10 protein-coding genes and 4 tRNA genes are annotated in these 20153 nt (G+C 68.0%); 7 read left to right on the forward strand and 7 right to left on the reverse strand.

The genetic code is table 11. The annotated features are described in order from the left end of the window. Positions 1-174: 174 nt before the first annotated feature. The 3 genes from IE302_RS07185 to IE302_RS07195 form a co-directional block, all read right to left on the reverse strand. Positions 175-789: a malonic semialdehyde reductase gene (locus IE302_RS07185; RefSeq protein WP_191252869.1), complete on the reverse strand. Its 615-nt coding sequence runs from the start codon at positions 787-789 to the stop codon at positions 175-177. Between the two features lie 167 nt (positions 790-956). Next, a complete protein-coding gene (locus tag IE302_RS07190; RefSeq protein ID WP_191252871.1) occupies positions 957-2483 on the reverse strand; it encodes a sugar transferase in 1527 nt (508 codons plus the stop codon). 895 nt (positions 2484-3378) lie between these two features. Beyond that, positions 3379-3450 (reverse strand) — tRNA-Val (locus tag IE302_RS07195). Positions 3451-3850: 400 nt separating this feature from the next. On the opposite strand from IE302_RS07195, the gene IE302_RS07200 reads away from it, so the two are divergent. From IE302_RS07200 to IE302_RS07220, 5 genes are all read left to right on the forward strand, one after another. Continuing rightward, a complete protein-coding gene (locus tag IE302_RS07200; protein WP_005159130.1) occupies positions 3851-4276 on the forward strand; it encodes an SsgA family sporulation/cell division regulator in 426 nt (141 codons plus the stop codon). A gap of 136 nt (positions 4277-4412) precedes the next feature. Next, positions 4413-4485 (forward strand) — tRNA-Gly (locus IE302_RS07205). 25 nt (positions 4486-4510) lie between these two features. Then, a tRNA-Cys gene (locus tag IE302_RS07210) sits at positions 4511-4581 on the forward strand. 1 nt (position 4582) lies between these two features. Beyond that, positions 4583-4657, forward strand: a tRNA-Val gene (locus IE302_RS07215). Between the two features lie 138 nt (positions 4658-4795). Then, positions 4796-5092 carry a hypothetical protein gene (locus tag IE302_RS07220; protein WP_191252873.1) on the forward strand — a complete coding sequence of 99 codons (297 nt, stop codon included), beginning with the start codon at positions 4796-4798 and terminating at the stop codon, positions 5090-5092. Positions 5093-5181: 89 nt separating this feature from the next. On the opposite strand, the gene IE302_RS07225 is transcribed toward IE302_RS07220, so the two are convergent. Next, complete coding sequence (locus tag IE302_RS07225; protein WP_191252875.1) at positions 5182-5499, reverse strand: isoprenoid biosynthesis enzyme family protein; 318 nt, start codon at positions 5497-5499, stop codon at positions 5182-5184. 496 nt (positions 5500-5995) lie between these two features. Here IE302_RS07225 and IE302_RS07230 point away from each other — a divergent pair, with 496 nt between their 5' ends. Both IE302_RS07230 and IE302_RS07235 read left to right on the forward strand, forming a co-directional pair. Continuing rightward, complete coding sequence (locus IE302_RS07230) at positions 5996-7423, forward strand: MFS transporter (protein ID WP_191252877.1); 1428 nt, start codon at positions 5996-5998, stop codon at positions 7421-7423. Between the two features lie 11 nt (positions 7424-7434). After that, entirely contained in the window at positions 7435-7788 is a 354-nt protein-coding gene (locus IE302_RS07235) for an antibiotic biosynthesis monooxygenase family protein (RefSeq protein WP_191252879.1), read from the forward strand. A gap of 63 nt (positions 7789-7851) precedes the next feature. Here the strand turns inward: IE302_RS07235 and IE302_RS07240 are convergent, their stop codons facing one another. From IE302_RS07240 to IE302_RS07250, 3 genes are all read right to left on the reverse strand, one after another. Next, a complete protein-coding gene (locus IE302_RS07240) occupies positions 7852-8976 on the reverse strand; it encodes an ROK family transcriptional regulator (RefSeq protein ID WP_191252881.1) in 1125 nt (374 codons plus the stop codon). Positions 8977-9183: 207 nt separating this feature from the next. Continuing rightward, the gene (locus tag IE302_RS07245; protein ID WP_191252883.1) at positions 9184-19224 is read right to left on the reverse strand and encodes a WXG100-like domain-containing protein; all 10041 of its coding nucleotides are present in this window, start codon (positions 19222-19224) and stop codon (positions 9184-9186) included. Between the two features lie 369 nt (positions 19225-19593). After that, positions 19594-19851 carry a hypothetical protein gene (locus IE302_RS07250; protein WP_191252885.1) on the reverse strand — a complete coding sequence of 86 codons (258 nt, stop codon included), beginning with the start codon at positions 19849-19851 and terminating at the stop codon, positions 19594-19596. Positions 19852-20153: the final 302 nt, after the last annotated feature.

A 20153-nucleotide genomic window follows, 5' to 3' on the forward strand; every position in this document is an offset into this window, starting at 1 on the left:
GGCGGTTGCGGCTGCTACTGACGACGGCTGGGACACGATGGGCTCCTCGCGATGAAAGCGGATGTTTCGTGTGATGTTAGTCGTCAGGCGCGGCGCGGCTCACGCGCATTACCCCAAACACCACGAAGGCCTCCTTCCCCTCGGAAGAAGGCCTTCGCGTATCGCGCGACGAGGTCAGGCGGTCTCGACGACCTCGTCGAAGTCCAGCCGCGGCAGGCGGTCGTACCAGGGGTTGTCGCCCGGCTTGCCGACGTTGATCACGACGAGGGACTTCCACGGCTTGTCCCCGAAGAACTCCTTGTCGATGCCCTCGGCGTCGAAGCCGGTCATCGGGCCGGCGGCCAGCCCGGCGGCGCGGACGCCGATGATGAAGTAGCCGACCTGCAGGAGCGCGTTGAGCTTGGCGGTCTCGACACGGCCCGCCTCGTCGGCGAACAGGTCCTTGGCGCCCGGGAAGTGCGGGAAGGTTCGCGGCAGGTTCTCGTGGAACTCGGTGTCGGCGGCCAGCACGACCGTCACCGGCGCGGTCTCGGTCTTGGCGCGGTTGCCCTCGGACATCAGCGGGGAGAGGCGCTTCTTGCCCTCTTCGGTGCGGATCACCAGCGCGCGGAGCGGCTGGTTGTTCATCGACGTCGGGGCCCATTTGACCAGCTCGTAGATCGCGCGGATCTGTTCGTCGGTCACCGGCTCGTCGCTGAAGCTGTTCGCGGTGCGGGCCTCGCGGAACAACAGGTCCTGGACGTCCTGCGGGAGGTTCAGGGCTTCGGTCGGCTCAACGCTGGTGGTCATGGGTGCTTCTTCCTTCCGTACGCGTCTTGTTACTCCCCACAACCTAGTTGAGCGCTTGACTATTTCTTACTCAACTACCTCTGCGTGTGCGGTCGATCACAAGAACGGCCGCCGCCCCGGAGGACGACGGCCGTCGAGCCGCTGTGGCAGACGATCAGGGCGAAGGATCAGTAAGCCCCTCGTCCCTGCACCACGGCCCGGAAGGTCTTCCAAAGGATCACCAGGTCGAGGGCGAGGGACCAGTCCTCGACGTACCGCAGGTCGAGGCGGATGCTCTCGGCCCAGCTGAGGTCGCTGCGGCCGCTGACCTGCCAGAGTCCGGTCAGCCCCGGCTTGACCAGCAGACGGCGGCGCGCGTCGGGTGCGTATTTCGCGGTCTCCTCCGGCAACGGCGGACGGGGACCGACGAGCGACATACGACCGCTCACGACGTTGAGCAGCTGTGGCAGTTCGTCGAGCGAGTACCGGCGGAGCATGGCGCCGACCCGCGTGACACGAGGATCCTTGCGCATCTTGAACAGTGGTCCCGCGCCCTCGTTCTCCGCTTGGAGGTCCTGCTTGAGCTTGTCCGCGTTCGTGACCATCGTGCGGAACTTGAGCATCGTGAAGGTGTGGCCGTCGCGACCGACGCGGCGCTGCCGGTAGATCACCGGACCGCGGTCGTCGAGCTTGATCGCGACCGCGATCGCCAGCAGCAGCGGGGAGACCAGGGTGAGGAGCAACGCGGAACCGAACCGGTCGAGCACCTCCTTGACCAGACGGCGGCCGCCGGTGAACATCGGCGCGCTGACCCGCAACAGCGGCATGCCCAGCACTCCGGAGACGTTCAGCCGGGGGCCGGCGACCTCCATCAGCATCGGGGCGACCACCATCTCGGCGGAGGTCCCTTCGAGGTCCCAGGCGAGCCGCTGGAGGCGTTTCGGGTTCCAGTGCTGGTCGGCGGTCACGGCGACCACCCGGTAGCCGCCACGGCGGACGTGGCCCGCGAGTTCGTCGAGCTTCCCGACGACCGGGACGCCCTCCACCTCGCCACTCCCCCGCTCCGCGCCGGCGCCGGAGTACGTGCAGACGGCTTCCACTCGCCAGCCGACATGGGGATCGGCCTTGGTGCGGGCGATGAGGTCGGCGACCGTGTCGGGACTTCCCGCCGCGAGTACCGGCAGCAGGCATTCACCGAGCCGCCTGCGCCGGTGCAGCACCTGCCTCAGCGCGTACCGCTGCAGGAACATGAAGACCGAGATCATCGGGACGACGATGAAGACCCACGGCTGGACGGCGAGCGCGCCGAAGAGCAGACCGCCCAGCGCGACGAGGACCGCCGTGGCCACCAGACCCCGGCCCAGCGTCCGGTACTCCTCCGCGCCCTCGCCCAGCACCCGCGGACTCCAGGCGCGGCAGACCGAAAGCCCGAACAGGAAGGCGGCGGCGGTGCCGAGCGCGTGCATGTCGTGTGGATCGGATCGATCGATCAAGAAGGCGCTCATCATGATGAGCACGAAGGCCGTGAAAACGTCACTACCGATGACCCAGGCACGGTAGCGCGATTCCCAAGCCGCGTACGGCGGCCGCGCCGACGTCGTGTCGACCGCCGCGGCGTTGCCCGCACCCCTTTGCGGGGGGAGCGGGATCGACTGAAGGTCGATGTGCTGCGGCGTCCCGTTAACGGTGGACGACGGCCGCACCGACTCTTCCATCAGACCTCCCGGAGTGGGGATTCCCGAACGCCGGATCAACACGCTGAGTAAATGAGAGCGATTTCGAAGAGTGATCGATTCTCACAGTCCTACAGCGGCCGATGGGGCGACACACGCCAAGGTATCGGCCACTCTCCAGCCATCGTTACAAGGATTTCCAGCCACATCCTGCGCGAGTTTCCGGCAAATGAATGCCGCGTTGATAACAAGATGATGACGATGGGTAATAGACCGTATCCTCCGAACAACTACTCAAAGTAGTCACGAATTCGCGGCGTTCCCGGCCACTCGGGGCAGCGCGTCCCCGATCGGCCGAACAGCCCCGAAAACTCCACAGTGGACGGTCCGGGGGAAGTCGATCTCCGGCCGGTCCACTGTGGATTTCACGCCTGCGGGGAACCCTGGCCCGCGAGCCACCCCCGCCCCGGGCGGATCTACCTTGTCAATCGGTCACCGGAGTGGCGTTTCGTCACATCACGTCAGCGTCACGGCGGACCGTCCACCGGAGCCGGACGGGTGAGCCGTTCCCCCGTGCCCTGCATCACTCTCACCATGGTCTGGACCTTTCGCCGAAGGTTACAGTGCCGAGGATCACAATGTCGTTGCGATGGGCCGATCATGTGACGTTTTAGCGGCGCGACGGGAGATCCCCGGCGAATGTCCACACCGGCCGGAAGAGTCGGCTCCAGGGATCTTCGAACCGGCGACGCCCCAGCACCCCCGCCGCACCGGATGCATTCAGCCGCGCCGGACGGCGGGTCCGCGACGGCAGAAGTACCGCCCCCACATAACCCGCGTCCGACCTGGGGATCGAATGCCTCCGGACGGCCCCGCCGCCCTTGGTGTCAGAGAATGAATCAAGGCCCCGGACCGATGGTCCAGGGCCTTCATCCGGTGGGCGATACTGGGATCGAACCAGTGACCTCTTCGGTGTGAACGAAGCGCTCTCCCGCTGAGCTAATCGCCCGCTCGCGGTGTCCGGGAGACTCTACCCCACGACTTTAGAGGGCCTGCAAACGGGTGGTTCCCTCCGACCACACTCCGCTCACCAGCAAATACGGAGCGAACAACCACGAGCTAGCCGGGGTTGTCCCGGCCGGGGGGCGCCTGCGACGCGTTTCGACATTCGTGCGACGGTGCTATCGCGTGACGACTAAACCGCGCAGTATGTACATGTGGACTGCCTGCAGGGCGCATGTAGGGCTGCGCGTCGCGCGGGTGATGATGGGGTGACGAAGTAGGGATTCGGGGTCCGATGACCCCATCCGGGTGATCTGCGGCAAAACCGCGTTCCGATCGGCCGGCCGAAACGTCACATCATCGCCACTCGGTTCGACCGGGCCGGGAAGGAGACGAAGGGTAGGACGATGCGCAACGATCACGTGACGCTCCGCTCGACGGCGGTGTTCGACCTCCTGGCACCGCGGACGCCCGCGGTTCCGGTCAAGGTGGAACTGCGATACGACACACGCGACCCCTACGCGGTCGTCGCCGCCTTCCGCACCGGCCGCGCCGGCTGGGTCGAGTGGGTCTACGCGCGCGATCTCCTCGCCGACGGCCTGCTGGCCGACGCGGGCGATGGTGACGTACGCATCCGCCCCTCCGTCGAAGACCCCGAGTCCGTCCTCATCGAACTGAACTCGCCGTCCGGGCACGCCATGTTCGAGGCGTCCGCGCAGGAGCTGGCCGACTTCCTCGACAGGACCTACGACGTCGTACTCCCGGGTAACGAGCACCTCTGGGTCGACGTCGACGACGCCCTGACCCACCTGATCCCCAACGATCTGGCCTGATGACAGGCTTGCGAACAGCAAGTGGCACCCCGGTTGCAAGGCCGGTTTCGGGGTCGGATAGTGTTCACACACACCACGGCGACGGGGTGAGGGACAAAGCCGAAAGGCTCTGACCTCCAGCCCAGACCGAGGATTTGCGGATGTAGCGCAGCTGGTAGCGCATCACCTTGCCAAGGTGAGGGTCGCGGGTTCGAATCCCGTCATCCGCTCGGAAGGCCCCCTCGGGCCTGTCACGGTGGAGTGGCCGAGAGGCGAGGCAACGGCCTGCAAAGCCGTGTACACGGGTTCGAATCCCGTCTCCACCTCGCGCGATTAGCTCAGCGGGAGAGCGCTTCCCTGACACGGAAGAGGTCACTGGTTCAATCCCAGTATCGCGCACCATCTGTTTTCGCAGGTCAGAAGCCCTGCTCCTCCTCGGAGGGGCGGGGCTTCAGTCGTTCAAGGGCGATGGCCCGGAGCCGTGTTCGCGTCGGAGGTGCCGATCGGCGGTCCAGCGCCGGCTTTGTTAAGTTGCCCAGCGTGTTCAAATCATCACGAATCGCAACAGTTGTTCTCCTGGCCGCCGGAGCGGCCGCCGTCATGGCGGGCTCGGCGTCGGCCGCCGACGACACCCAGCAGTTCACCGAGGGTGGTATCCAGGCGGCCGACAACTTCGCCCACGCGGCCTGCATCTGCCCCGTGCCGCTCACCGGCGGCCAGCAGATCGCCGTCGTTCCCGTGCTGGGCGACTACAAGGGCACGCACCACAACAACCTGTCCAACGGCAACCTGGTGCACGTCGACGGCAGCGTCGTCGACAGGCTCGTCCAGAACTGAGGCCGCTGAGGGCCCGGCGTGTGCCTCACGCCGGGCCTTCGCTCAGGGTTCCCACACCGTCGGCGCACGAACGGCTCATCAGCTGCGGATCACGGTCGAACCGAGGCCAGAACAAGCTCGGTGCCGCCTGTTCGAAGTCCACTGTTCCGGATCGGCCGGAAGGCGGGCTCGGCCCGCGTCGGGTCGCGCTCCGGCACGAGGGCCGGGGACTTCCTGGCCGCCAACGCTTTTCGCGCGAAGCCCGCGAGGCTTTCGCTGTGTTCCCGGGAACCGGCGTCGACGAGATCGTCGACCACGAAGATCCAGAAGAACCAGCGCAGGAAGACTGCCGCTCGCCCCTGAGGCGCCTTCCCGACCACACCGATGCCGTAGCCGAACAAGCCGGACGACAGCAGGTCGCGCCGCATTCCCCACTCGCCGGTTTCGCGTTTGAGCCGCTCCGCGTCCGAACGGGGCCACCGCCTCGGGTAAGGGAAACTGAGTTCGGGAGCTGAAACGTGGTCAAACGGGAACCTTCCTGACTGGGGCCGAAGTCCAATAAGGCGCGACGTGATCCTTTGGTGAGTGCTTCCCCTACGATTTCCGCGACGGGTCACTTTTAGTGTGCGACCGGTATCCGTTAGTACACGATTACTGCGTTCTCGGCTGCCGTACAGCCGGGCGAGCCGTCGTAGTGAGTGAAACGGATGTGGATGCCAGTCAAGGCCGCCTCTCCCCAGGGCACGATCAAGGAACTGCCCCGGGGGCCCCGCCTCCTCGCCGGCGAAGTGTCCGAAAAGGACCCGTCCACCGTGCGGTCAGCGAGACCGGACCCGATCACCTGACCACGACGGCCGTCCGTACCCGGTCATCGCACTTCCCCATCGGCTTCCCATCCCTCCCCGGAGGAGAGAGGATCCTCCCATGTCCGAAAAGGCCTCGGCGTCGACCGCGAGCACGCCGACGGACCCGTCCGACGGGCCCGTGGTTCTCGCCCGCCTCGAACGGCTGCCGTTCACCCGTGTCCACCTCAGGGTCGCGTCGATCCTGGGTATCGGCACACTGATCGACTCCTTCGACGGTCTCGTCGTCGCGGTCGCCCTGACCTCGATTCTGACGACCTTCGGCGCACCGCTTTCCGTCGCCGGCCCGCTCATCGCCGCGGGCTACCTCGGTCAGATCCTCGGTGCGGTCGGCTTCGGCGTCCTGTCGGAACGCTACGGTCGCAAATGGGCGTACATCGCCTCTTCGGTGATCTTCGGTGGCCTCTCGCTCATCGCGGCCTTTTCGTGGAGCGTCGACAGCCTGATGGTGATCCGGCTGCTGCAGGGAATCGGGCTGGGTGCCGAGGTCCCGGTCGCCGCGGCGATGTTCAACGAATTCGTCCGGGCGAACGCCCGTGGACGAATCGTGACCCTGTACGAAAGCCTGTTCATCTGGGGCATTCTGCTCGCCTCTCTCCTCGGTGGCGTGTTCCTGGCGGTGTTCCCGCCGGAGACGGCCTGGCGGGGCCTGTTCCTGCTCGGCGCGCTCCCGCTGGTGACGGCGGTGTGGGCTTGGTTCCGCCTGCCCGAGTCACCCCGCTACCTCGTCGAGAAGGGGCGGGTCCGCGACGCCGATCATGTGGTCGCGGAGATGGAGCGGGCCGTGAAGCGACCGGGCGGAGAGGAGCCCGGCGCCGAACCGGGCCCGCTTGCGGCGGCGACGCCACCGAGCGGCCGCACCAGGTTCGGTGAGCTGCTCGGCCGCGAATACCGCGGCCGTACCGTGCTGCTGTGGTCGACCTGGCTCACCACGTTCTTCGCCCTGTGGGGATTCACCACGTTCATGCCCACCCTGCTGGTGAAGATCGGCGGTCTCTCGCCGTCCGTGGCGTCTCTGCTGACCGGCGCGATCACGCTCGGGGACCTCATCGTGCTGTACGTGGCGGCGTGGACCCTCGACCGGATCGGACGCCGGTTCTGGTTCATCGCCGGATACTCGCTGGCGCTGTTCGGTGCCGTCCTGGGTGTCGTGTCGATCGGGCTGTTCGGGGTGAGCGGATGGCAGATGCTGTTCGCGTCGGGTGCGATCGTGCTGATCGGGGTCAACATCAACGCCCCGCTCATCTACATGTACAGCGCCGAGCTCTACCCCACCCGGATGCGGGCCTGGGCCACCAATGTGGGCAGTTCCCTGCGCAGCCTGGCCGCGGTCGTTTCGCCGATCGTGCTCGGCCTCCTCCTGGAGCAGCCCGGCGGCATCGTCATCGCGTTCGCAGTCTTCGGCGCCGCGCTGGCGATCGGACTCGGAGTCTTCGTCAAGCTCGGGATCGAGACGCGGCAGCGGTCACTCGAAGAACTCGCCCGTTAGAAAGGAACCTTGTGGAAGCGACGCTCATCAACGTCTTCATCGTCCCGCCGGAGCGGGAAGAGGAGTTCCTGGCGAACTGGGACCGGACGTCGGCGGTCTTCCGGAAGACAGGGGCGCTGCTGGAGGCGCATCTGCATCGCAACACCGACGTGGGTGACAGCACCTTCCGGTACATCAACATCGCCCGGTGGACCAGCGCGGAAGCGTGGCGCAAGGCGCACGAGGAGTACCCGCCCACCGAGTACCAGGTGCCCGGGGTGAAGGGGCATCCGTCCATCTTCGAAGCGTGCCGCCACATCTACACCGAAGGCTCCCCCGTCCCGTTCGACACCGGGCACTGGATCGCGACGCCTGCCTGCGGCTGACCGGGCGAGTCCTTGAAGGACTCCTTGAGGGATCGCAAGTCCTTCAAGGAGTCCTTCAAGGAGTCAAAGCCCGGCCACCGCCCGCGGCAGGGCGGTGCCGCGTTTGATCAGCCCCAGGACCGGCAGGACGGCCGCGCCGGTGAGCGTCGCGTCGACCTCGACCCGTCCGAGCAGGACGGCGGCCGGGGAAAGCCCGTGCTCTCGCCCTTGCCGGGTCGCCGCGTCCCGGATCTCCGGCAGGAACCGGGACCCGAGCAACTGGCCTGCCCAGCCGGAGATCACGAGTCGCGCCGGCGCGAGCAACGAGATGAGATTCCCCACCGCGGCACCGATGTACCCGGCGGTCTCCTGCACCAGGGCGCGCGCGTCCGCGCAGTGCTCCGCCGAGCCGACCAGCGTGCGCAGCCGTTCGAAATCATTTCCTTCCGTAGGGAATTCCCGTCCGGGAAGTTCCAGAGAGCGCTCGAGAATGCCGCTCGCGCCGACGTATGCCTCGACACATCCCCGGGCTCCGCAATGGCAACTGCGGCCTCCGTAATCGATGGTCGTATGTCCCCAATCGCGAATGCGTTTCGCGGTTCCATCGGCCACGAGGGAAGCCTCGACTCCGAGACCTATCTGCACCACGACGGCCCGGCCGACACCGCGCGCGGCGCCGAGCCGGCTCTCGACCAGGGCCCGGATGTTGACCTCACGTTCGATGAACACGGGAATGCCGAGCCCCAGCAGGCTTTCGAGTTTTCGGGAGGTCCAGGGAATCGCCTGGTGCGGGCTTGCCGACGAGGGCAGCCCGATACCGATGCCGGTCAGGGCGGAGTCGTGAACACCGCTCAGGGACAGCAGGTGGCGGATGCCGATGCCGAGTTCACGGGCCACCTCGTCGATGTCCTGGACGCCGGCCGAGAGCGCGCGCTTCACCACCTGGATCCGGCGGCACGACAGATCGAACAGGCCGATCCGCAAGGCCCTGCCGGTGATCGCGACGCCCACCGTGTAGCCGAAGGTGGGGTTGATGTCGAGAAGGGTTCTCGGCCGCCCACCGTTGGAGTCGGCCTTCCCCGCCTCCCGTACCAGGCCGTTCTGGACGAGGCCGGTGATCGACTGGGAGACGGCGGACGGGCTGAGGCCGGTCGCCGCGCTCAGTTCCTTCCGGCTCAAGGGCCCGTCGAGGTACAAGGCACTCAGCACAAAAGATTCGTTCCCTCTCCGTACCACCCTCGTGCCTTCGCCACGCATGTACGGTGCTCCCCTCTGTCAAAGCACGCCGAATCCGCGAATACAGCGGACCACCGCATTCCCGTATCGGCAAGAGGATTGTCTTTTCGAGTCAGCGCGGGTGCACTTTCGAACCCCGTATTCCACCGTTCGTGAACACCTCGGGGCTTCCGTGTGGTCTCAGGAGGAACCGTTTTTCTTCATCGGCGCGAACAGGCGTTCCAGTTCCTCCAGCTCAGGCTGAGGCGGGGTCGTGTCGTCGTCGTCGCTCAGTTCGGCCAGGCGTTGCTCGAATCGCGCCAAAGCGATTCCCCCGACATCGTCCACCGGCAGGTCCACGGTGACGAGGGAGCCGGTCCTGCCCGGCCCGGCCACGTGCTGGACGGTCCGCACCGCCAGCTCTCCCCACTCCACCGGCTCGAGACCGTAGAGGGTGTGGAGCCGATCGGTTTCGGCGAGGAACTCGCTCTCGGTCACCCGCACGGTTTCCGCGTTCAGGCTCCCCGCCGCCTGTTCGTCCCGGCCGTGGCCTTCTATCCGGACCCGCACCGGTTCCGGTACCGCCCCGCTCAACGAGCGCCACACCGCCGCCCGGGCGAGCTTCACGCCCAGGGTCCTCACCTCGGTGAAGCGATCGCCGTCGGACACGTCGGGCACCCACGCGGGGTCGATCACGGTGGCCACCAGATCGGCGGCGGGCAGCGGTGGCAGATCCTCGCTGCCGAGCCGGACCAGATGGTTCCCGTTCATGACCGCGGGCACCAGATCGAAGACGCGGCCGACCGGCGCGGTCGGCGCGATCAAGGCCATCGGTTTGTGTGTCCCGGGCACCCGCACGTCGTCGACGCGTTTCGCCGTGCTGTCGGCGTTCGGGGCGGGTTCGGCCACATGACAGCCGAGCAGCAGTACCTCGGCGGGTTTCACGCTGTCGAAGGCCGTGTTGCCGTAGAGCACGGTGGCGATGGTGGCGGGATCGGACATCGCGACGACGTCTCCACGCCGGTGGGGGTGCCCGGTCTTCAACGCCACGACCAGATCACCGTCCGCCACCCCGTGCACGTCGGTGACCCAAGGCGCGTCGGACGAGGCTGGGGTCACGAACACCCGCCAGGCCGGGCTCCCGTCCGCTCCGGCGACCTCGGAAGCGTAGAACCGGGTGCCCGCCGGACGCTCCTCGGCGGTCGACGAACGCCACTGGACGGCTTCGAAGTCACGTATCGGAAAGAACTGGCCGTGAACGCCCCGCGCGGAGGTGGACGGGTAGCTGAACACATTGTCCCGGCCGGGCTTCACCGGCTTCCACGCTGCGAATCCGTCACCGCGCACCCCGAGGACGCCTCCCGGCAGCAAGGTCACCTGTCCTCGGGGTGCCCTCGTCCACCGCGAGTAGCCGCCTGCCGCCATGCCCTCGTGAAAGGCGCCGAGCTCGGTGAGCGGGTGGTCCAGGGACACCGGCATCAGCCATCGTTCCTTCGCGGGGTCCGCGAAACCGTGTCCCAGGGAACCGAGTAGCGCGCGCAGATCTGGGTCGTCCCGGAGCACCAGTGAAACGTCCGCGTAGGTCAGTGCCGCGGCCTCACCGGCCTCGTTGTCGCGGATCGCACCGACTTCGCCTGCCGAGCGCGCCCCCAGGAACAACGGCACCGGGCGGCCCGGCAGCTCCCACCGGCCGTCCTGGTCCTCGTAGAACCGGCTCGCGGCCGAATCGCCGCCCGCGACCCACTCGCGGACCTCCCGGAACCGCTCCGTGTCACCCGGGTATCGCACGAACAACGCGGCCGGCCGTCCGGCCGCGTCCGCGAGCACCTCCGTCTTGACCTCCCCGGTCCGCCATTGTGAGACGCCGACGAGGTCCAGCCCCTCGCCCACGGCGGGTACCGGGCCGGTATGGGCGTAGACGTCGTTGTGGAAGTTCTGGGCGAGCAAGGCGTCGACGAGGTCGAAACCCTTGCCCCCGTGGCCGTTCCGGTCGGCGCCCGCCTCGGAGAGCAGCACGACCCGCCGCCCTTCGCCGAGCAGTTCCCGCAACCGCGGATTCTCCAGCAGCATCCGACCGGCCTCCGCGCCGGTCAGTTCGGCCTCCTGCGCGTGCTCCACCAGCCCGGCACGGAAGTGTGCCGGAGCCGCCCCGGACGCGAAAAGCACGATCGCCCCCGTCAGCTCCGGTGCTCGGGCGACGGCGAGCGCGTTTTCCGTCAGCGTGTCGTCGCCGGGAGCCCTGAGCCCGAACACCGTCCCGTTCTCGTACGGCTGGAGGTCTTCGATCGAGAGCCGAGACACTATGGTGAACTCGGCCGGATCGGCGACGAGGACACCATGGGAGTCCAGAAGATCGACCTGCCCGGTGAAGTGATAGCCCTGCAGTGGACCGGTCAGCGCGGCCAGGATGCGCGTGAACCGCTCCGCGAAGGCGGGCGGCGCCGGGACGGACCCCGCCGTGGCCAGCACGACGAGACGCGGACGGACGGGTCCGGACATCAAGTCCTGGAACCGATCGTCGCCGGCGACGCGCCACGCCGCGTCCAACGGCGAGCCGACGGCGTCGACGACCAGGAAGCGGACGGGAGTGCTGCCGTCCGACAGGGTGTGGGCCCAGGGCGCAAGGACCTCGGCGTAATCCGCGTTTCCCTCCTCGTCGCGGACCGGCTTCGCGAGAATCCGCTGGTCGAAGTCGGAGGACCGGTCCCAGCGGGATTCCAGCATCCGGGAGACCTCCGGATCGGAACCGAGGTCGAGCAGGTTCCGCCGCCCCTGGGCGTCCGCCAACAACTTGCCTTCGAGGGGCACCCGCGGCGCGGCGGAGGCATGCTCAGCCGGAGCATCCGGTGTCAACGCCGCGAACGCCCGCACGATCGCGTCCTCGCGGCCGCTTTCCAGTGCCGCGAGGCCGAAGTCGCCCTCCGGCAGGCGGACTTCGATCTCGGCCCGGGAGAGTACGGCTCCGACGTCGGTGAAGTCGGTTCGGACCGCCAAGCGCCCGGTCGCGTCCGGAAGCCCGAACTCGTTCGTCAGCCTTTGCGCTTCGCCGTCGAACGCGGCCCGCGCGACGTCCCGGAGAGTGTCCGCCCATCCGGACCCGGGTTCCGCTCCTCGTATCCGGATTTCGAGCGTCGCGGGCTCCCCTCCGTTGGCCAGCCGCCACGCCGTGGGCCGCGCGGCGAACTCGGCCAGCAGCCACAGATCCGGGAAGTCCTCCAGTCCTGGCCGGAGCCTGAAGGAAACCGGATCCGCACGCTCCGCGGCCAGATGCGCCAGCCGCACCGGCAGCTGTCCAGGACCGTCGACCCGGACGAGGTGACCGTTCTCGTGCACCTGCACGCCACGGCCGTTCCAGCCGATCTCGATGACGGCCGTGGGGGCGACGACCGTCCCCGTCCCCCACCGGTTCTTGATGTTTTCGACGAGTCGCCGGGCGACCGCGGTTCTGCAGGCCATCAGCCGATAAGGCTTCGCGGGGTCGGGACGCGCCGCTTGATGGACCGCCGAAGCGAACAGCGCGGCGCTCGCCTGATCGGATTCGAGGTGCACCTGGTCGCCCAGGCCGTGACGGCGCCCTGCCGACAACGCCATCTTGACGCCGTCCTCGAACCCGTGCACCACCCCGCGCCAGCCGGGTCCGCCGGCGGGCGACAGGTACCAATCACCGGACGTGCCGCGCCCGGGTCTCCGGGACAGATAGATGCGGCCCGTAATAGCCCCGGCGGTGGCGTCGAAGCGCCACAGGGTCGCCAGATCCCAGACATTGGCGGGAAAGAAGACGCCGTTGTTCCCCAGGTTCACGTTTCTCAACGGATAGCTGACCATCTGTCCGGGCTCCGGTTCGGCGGGGTCGACCCGGTCGAACACGGCGTCGGTGACCTCCAGCGCACCGTCCTCGCGGAACTTCGCCGGACCCCGCGACGTGAACACCGTCCGGGAGTAGCCACCTGAGGCCAGCTCACCCGCGAACCCCCCGAGATCGCTCACCGCCCCGTCCACGGCGAGCACCAGCGGCGCGCGCTCGTCCCGAGGCTCCACGCTGCCGTCACCGAGACGGCCCAGCGCGGCGCGGAGCACCGGACTGTCCCGCAGGGCCGGTCCCAGTTCCCCGGTCACGGGCCGATCGTCGGAGCGCAGCAGGTGGACGCCGCCGTCCGCGGCGGGTTTGACGACGATCGGCACCGCCTTGCCACGCCATGGGGGTTCGAACCGGACGCCGTCCGGTCCGGTCACCCGGAAGACACCGTAGGCCCCCTCCTGCCGGGCCCAGGCCCGGACTTCCGCCAGTCTCGCCTCATCCCCCTCGTAGCGGACGAAGACGGCCGCCGGACGTCCGTCGGCGTCGGGCAGCAACTCCGCCTTGACGCGATCGGCGAACAGCCCGGACACCTGGTGGAAGATCGGTTCCTCGCCCGGCAGCCGGGCGGTCGTGGCGTGCACGGGATTGAACAATCCCTCGCGTGCGAGTGCCGCGCTCACCTCGAAGGGAACCGTCCCAGGACGAGCTCCGCCGGCGGTGAAGGCACCGACGACCACGACCGGACGGGCCGGATCACTCGCCAGTGCCTCCCGTGTCCCTGGCTGTTCCAAATACAGCCGAGCCGCCTCGCCGCCTCCCGTGCGGAGCCTCATTTCGCCGTTCACCCAGCCGACGACGAACGTGAAGTCGTCGCCGGTCATGGACAGCACCGACGCCGTCCGGCCATCCGGCGACGTGTGAGCCCACCCCGCTGCCACCGCGGCAGCCGTCACCAGGGCGTCGGCGGCTTCTCGCGGATCACCGGAGTCCAGGAAGGCGAACACGTCGCCGTCCGCCACGTGCCGCACGTCTTCGAGCGTCGCGCCGAAGCTCTCCTCGAAAACCGCTTCATCCGGGAACTCGAGCAATCCCGTCGACCGGATCGCGAACGGCCCCTGGTAGGCGAACGCGTGCACCGGCCCGATCTCTTCGCGAAGCGCGCCGAGGAAATCCGTGGCGAGCCCGGAGCGCGATTCACCCTTGTCCCGCACCAGGACCGCAAGCGCACCACGCACCGGCTGCTGCCGGAACTCGCGGAAAGTCTCGTTGTCCAGGAACGCGCGCACGGCGTCGGCGACGGTCACCTCGCGGCCGTCCACTCGGAAACCGCCGCCCACCGCTTCCAGGGTCAAGAAGAGCGGCCCGGGGACTTCGTCGGCGAACGTGTCGGCCCATGGGGCCAGCACGGTCTCGGTCTCCCCCGCGCGGCCGGTCGTCCGCGAAACGACCACTCCGGACTGGCCACCGGAAAACGCCCAGTTCGTCCGCGTCGAGACACCGGTCTCGGGCTCGGGGAGGAGGGAGATCAAGGTCTGTTCCCCGTACAGGTTCGCCATCGCCGCGACCGATTCGGGTGACACCACGGGCTCGAAGGGGAGCTCCGGCAGAGTTTCGAAGGACTTTCGCGATGCCGGATCCAACGCCGAGAAGGCTTCCTTGATCGTGTCGAGTCCGCCGGTCTTCAGCGCCTCGGCACCGAACGACCCCCGCGCCAGGTGAAATTCGACCTCGGCCACCGGGGGATGCTGCCCCGTATCCTCGACGTCGACGAGGATCTCCAGGAAACGTGCCTGCGGCAGTTCGTATCGAGTGGCCAGCCTCACCGCCTCGGCTTCCACGGTGTCTCGGATTTCCGTCGCGAGTTCGTTCCCCCACGTGGTCGCCTCGGCCTCGTCCGAGCCGTGCACGAGGACCTGGATCTTCGCGCCCTCCCCGCCGTTGGCCAGGCGCCACGCCGAGGCTTGTACCGCGCGACGGACCAGCTCGTGTACTTCCTTCGGCGGGCTCTCGGCGCCGTGGGTGATCAGCTTCGACGGGATGTTCTCGGCCGCCAGGTCGGCCAACCGGACCGGCGGTGCTTGGGGCTCGTCCGCCCGGACAAGGTGCCCGTCGTCCGCCACATGGATACCGATTCCGTGCCAGCCGTAATACGTCTTCGCGGTCGAGGCGATGATCGGCCCTTTCCCCCATCGGGACTCGATCGCCCGGAGCGTTTCCAGCGCACTGGCCCCGTTGCACGCGAGGAGCACATGAGGACGGTCCGCGTCGGGCATTGCCGCCAGGTACACCGACGAGCCGAACAACGCCGCACCCGCGGCGTCGCCCTGGATGAGGACCTGGTCGCCCAGTTCATAAGGGCGGGCGGTGGGCAGCGCGACGCCGATCCCGGACTCGTTGCCGTGCACGACGCTGCGCCAACCGGGCTCGCCCCCGGGCACGAGATACGCCTCGCCGCCGAGATCCGCGGTACCCGGCCTCTTCGAGAAGTAGATCCGGCTCGACACGGGATCGGCGCGTGTCTCGACCCGCCACTGGTTGACGATGTCGACCGGATCGCGGGGGAAGAACGCACCATGGATTCCCGACATGGCGTCGACCAAGGCGTAGCTCGCCACGTCCGAAGGGCCGGGTACGACCGCGTCGACTCGGTCGAGGCCGGGCTCCATGAGAGCCATTTGACCGCCGGCGAGAAACACCGGACCGCGAGCCGCGAAGACGTCCCGCGCGTAGCCGCCCGCGGCGAGGTCCGCCGCGAGCTTTTCGAGTCCGGTGAGGGTTCCTGCCAAGGGAATCAGCAGCGGAGTCCGAGGGCGTCCTGCCTCGTTCCGCCCGAGGGCCTCGCGTAGCTGACGGCTGTCGCGCAGGGCCTGCCCGGGTTCCCCGGTGGCGGGGCGGCCGTCGGAGCGCGTCAAATGGACCTGGCCGCCCGCGGCCGGTTTGAGGAAGATCGGCACAGCGACCTGCCAAGGCACCTTCATCCGCCTGCCGTCGGTTCCCCTGAGTGTCCGAACCCCGGCCGCACCCGCTCTGGTGGCCCAGGCGCGCACTCGGGCCAGTTCCCTTTCGTCTCCTTGGTGCCGGACGAACAGCGCGACCGGATCACCTTCCGGACCAGAGATCAGTTCGGTCTTGATCCGGTCCGCGAACAGACCCGATACCAGAACGGCGTCGCGGAGCGCGTCCCTGTTCGCGGCGTACACCGGGTTGAACAGGCCTTCTCGCGCCAAGGCCGCTCCGACGTCGAACCGGACGCCGCCGGGCCGGGCCTCACCGTTCCCGAAATCCCCGACCAGCACCACCGGCCTGTCCGGATCTGACACCAGGCCCGCCTTCAGTCCCGGCTCGGCGAGGAACAGCCGCACGACTTCTTCTCCGCCCAGTGGGTATCGGACGTCGGCCGTGTTCGCGCGGGCGCGCACGACCTGGTCATCACCGGGTAGCACCATCACCGACGCACCAGGTCGTTCCGCCTTGACCACCGCGGCGGTGGCCAGCGCCGCGTCCGCCGCGAACGGGCCCGCGGTGTCCAGCAACGCGAACGTCCCGTTGTCGGTCACGTGCCGAAGGTCCTCCGGCCGCATCCCGAAGGTTTCCTGGAACACCGCGTTCGGCGGGAAGACGAGTGCGCCGTGTTCCCAGAACTGAAAGGTGCCTTGGTAGCCGAAAGCCTGAATCGGGCCGATTCGGGCTCCGAGCGCGGTGCCGAATTCCGCGACCAGATCCTTCGCATCCTTGTTTTCCGTCCAGCCGAGCATTAGGAGCGGCCGCCGCACCGGTTCGGCCAGGAACCGCTGGAACGCGTCGGTCGTCCAGAGCCGATCCACGGTGGTGACCGGGTCGAGAACTTCCTTTCCGACACGGAATCCGTCGTCATGCGGCCAAAGCACCACCAGTTGCGGAAGTGGACGCTGATCGGCGACCAGCCGCGCCCACGGAGCGGGCTCGAGCAGGCCGCCAGAGTCGGTTTGGTCCGCCCGGAGGGTGAATCGCATCGTATGCGCGCTGGAATTGCGCCACATGTCCACGGCAAGGCGGCTCACCTCGTCCGGTAACAAGGCGACCAGGTTCTCCTCGCCGTAGGCGTTCGCGACGATGACTGGTTCCGGCGCCTCACCCTTCGGCCGCGTCCCTCCCTGCTCCGCGGGGAACAGCGCCTCCGACTCCTCGAAGTCCCGGCCGGCCAACCATTCGCCGAATTGCGAGAGACTCATTTCGGTGGGCCCGGACAGGGGATCGGCCGTCAAGGACGTCAGCTGATCCACGAGGACCACCCGGTTCCCACCCGAGAGACCGGCCCGGACGAAGGCCGACTCGTCGGCGTTGGACAGCATCTGCCCGCCGTCGTCCGACAGCCGTTCCCAGAACGCTCGCAGCGCCGCGTCCTCCGGCGGCCGCGCTCCCGGTGCCGCCGATGGGCCGGCTCCGGCCGGTGACAGGACGTCGCCCTCTTGTGGCGCGCCACCCAGGATCCGCCCCTCCCTGGGCCAGCCCACGGCATCGACGAGACTCCGGGCGCGAGCTTCGGCGGCCACCACGCCCTCGCCGGTGTGGAGACGGCCGGGCCGGATCAACTCGGCCGCCACCAGATCGGTCGCGGCCTGATGGCGTTCTCGATGAGCCTCGTGCACCCGAGACGGCTTCTCCTCGATGAACAGCCGTGGCGGCTGGTGATGACCGCTCATGATCTCTCGCGCGCGGGTGAACACCGCGTCGTCCGGTTTCAGCTCGGACAGGGCGGCCCGCGCCTCCTCGATCTCCCGCCGGTAGGCCGGTAACGGATCTCCCGGCTCCGAGTAGACCCCCGGTCCGTAGAGACCGGCCGGGGGACGTTGCCCGTCCACCCGGACCTGCGCCAGGCCGAGCTGCTCATCCCCAGGGGGACGTACGAGCGGTGAGATGGAGACCTGCGCCAGCACTTGGTCCGGCGTCACCGTCACGGCACCCGCCGGGAAGTCACCCAGCCGCGACCTGACTCGCGACTCGACGAACGCGGTCAGCTCGGTCGTGCCGGCCGAGGCCCCCGGGGCGACGAAGACCGCGCCCTGCAAACGAGGCGGCGCGTCAGGGCGTGCCTGCACCGCGGCGTCCACGAAACCGTCGACCATCAGCCCGAGGGAAACCGCCGCGTTTTCCGGGAGGCGGCCCTCGTCGGTCAGCCGGGCTTCGAGGGTCACCCGCGCACGCCCCTCGTCGCGCACGCTCTCGTGCGGTTGTCGCGGCGGCGTTTCCGCCGAAGTCGTGTGGACCGCGGATTGGGCGGGCCCGGCAGCGATAGCGTCCACATAGGACTGTGGCGCGACGGGGAAAAGCCGCTCCCCGGTGCTGATCCCGCCCTCGGTCTTGACCTCGCCTGCCGGGATCGTCAGCCGCGGCGCGCTCGGCAGACGATCCAACGCGTCCAGCGACCCCGCACCACTGCCCGGCGAACCACTACGGCCTCCGCCGAATCCCGACAACGCCCCCAGCATCCCCAACCACGGACTCGCGTGCGGCGAACCGGTCGCCAAGTTGATCACCGGAGCGGTGATCAACACCACCCCCACCTGACCGAACCCATACGACACATGCCCCAACGCCTCCACCGAACCAGGAATCGCCCGCGGCGCCACCGCCAGCCGATCCCCCGTCTCCTTCAACGACTCCAGCGTCACCCCCTCTATCTTCAACCGCTCCGCCAGCAACCTCGCCGCTTCCTCATCCGCCGCCTTCCCCGCCACACCCCGCACCCACACCGCACCCGCGTGGAACACCCCCGCGAACGCACCACCCAAAGCACCACCCACGAACGACCCCAGCAACGACTTGCCATCCAGCCCGTCCCGCTTCCCCGCCGCGATCTGACCAGCCTGGATCGACAGATCCAGACCACCCATGATCCCCGCACCCGCAGCCGCGAACCCCGCCACCGGAACCAAGGCCCTGCCCACCCCATTGACCACCTGAACGCCCAGTTCCTTCGTCAGCCTCAATCCGGCAAGCGCCTTCATCTTCGCCACCAGACCACGCCAGATCGCCATCAACGCCTGCCGCGCCGTCAACTGCGCCAACCCCACGAACGCCGCACCGATCAACGTCGCCAGCAAATGAACGATCGTCGCCAGCGCCATCGCCGCCATCGCGATCATCATGACCTTGGCCTTCACCACATCCGCCGCCGCCGTCTTCGCCATCCCCGCCAGGCTCTCCGACGCCTCCCCCAACGCCTCCACACCCGAAACCATGTCCCGCCCCAGAAACGACGAAAAGAACTGCCCCGTGTCCCCCTCCAGCACCGCGTCCACCCCAGCACCGTTCGCCCGCAACGCGGCTTGATAGTCCTGCGCGGCCGCCTCGAACTCACGCCACGCCCGCGCCAACTCGGCCAGCGCCGCGTCGTTACCCTCCGGCCAGGGCATCCCCAACGTCACCAAAAAGAACTTCTGCAGCTCAGGCGGCAACCTCACCGAACCACCCGACACATCTCTTCACCTCCTCCCACCAGGATCGAGTGCGTGGGTGTATAGGCGAATATCATTCTTTCGGCGTAGTTCCCGGTCGGAACTGCGCTTACCGCCGATTCATCGGGAAATCCCTCGCCCGCGGTCATCCGAAGCAGGTCGTGGGTGGTGTCGGGATCGCGCCGGCCCGGCGGCCGGGGGCGTTTCAGGGGACTCAGTGCGCCGTGTCGCGAAAGCCACTTTCGCAACCTTCAACGTTGCGGAAGTGGCTTTCACAACCTACTTGACCAGCGGAGAGCCGACTTTGCCACGACCCGTGCGCCTAGGTACAGGATGGGGGCCTTCACGTACTTGGCGAGGCCTTCACGACCATGGTCAGGCAGTCAAGGTGCGCGTGGCCGCGAAGACGTCACGCGCAACGTCCGTGAGCTGGGCGGGCACCAGGTCGCCGACTCTCGCCGGGCGTGCCGCGCAGATCCAGCCGCCGACGATCAGCCGCGTGACGGCGACGCGGTCGCACCAGCCGCCATCCACGGCAAGGTCCGGCTCGCAGCCTGCGAGCAATTCGCCCCGACCGGCGGCGACAGCGCCCAGAATGGCGCGTTCGCGATGATTCAGCTCCGCAGGATCCATTCCCGATCACCGTCCCGGTGCTCTCATTCGAGGACGTCTCAGGCATCCTCTCTTCCCAGTGAGCCCGATCCGCCCGGCCAGGACAACAGAACCGGCCACGTTCGGAGGTATCCGGACAGCACTTCGGCCCAAGCGGGCAGAAATGGCCGACATTGCGCCATCCGACGGAATTCCATGGCCGAAAGTGCGGATACGACCAGACGAAAACACCCTCCGGCGTCCGCACCCCCGGGCAAACCTGTCGAAATGGTTACGATCGACGTTCGTGAAATCTCGCTGCGTAGAACCGTACTGCACGGACT

The sequence above is a fragment of the Amycolatopsis oliviviridis genome (genome assembly GCF_014654365.1).
GTDB classification, from domain to species: Bacteria; Actinomycetota; Actinomycetes; order Mycobacteriales; family Pseudonocardiaceae; genus Amycolatopsis; species Amycolatopsis oliviviridis.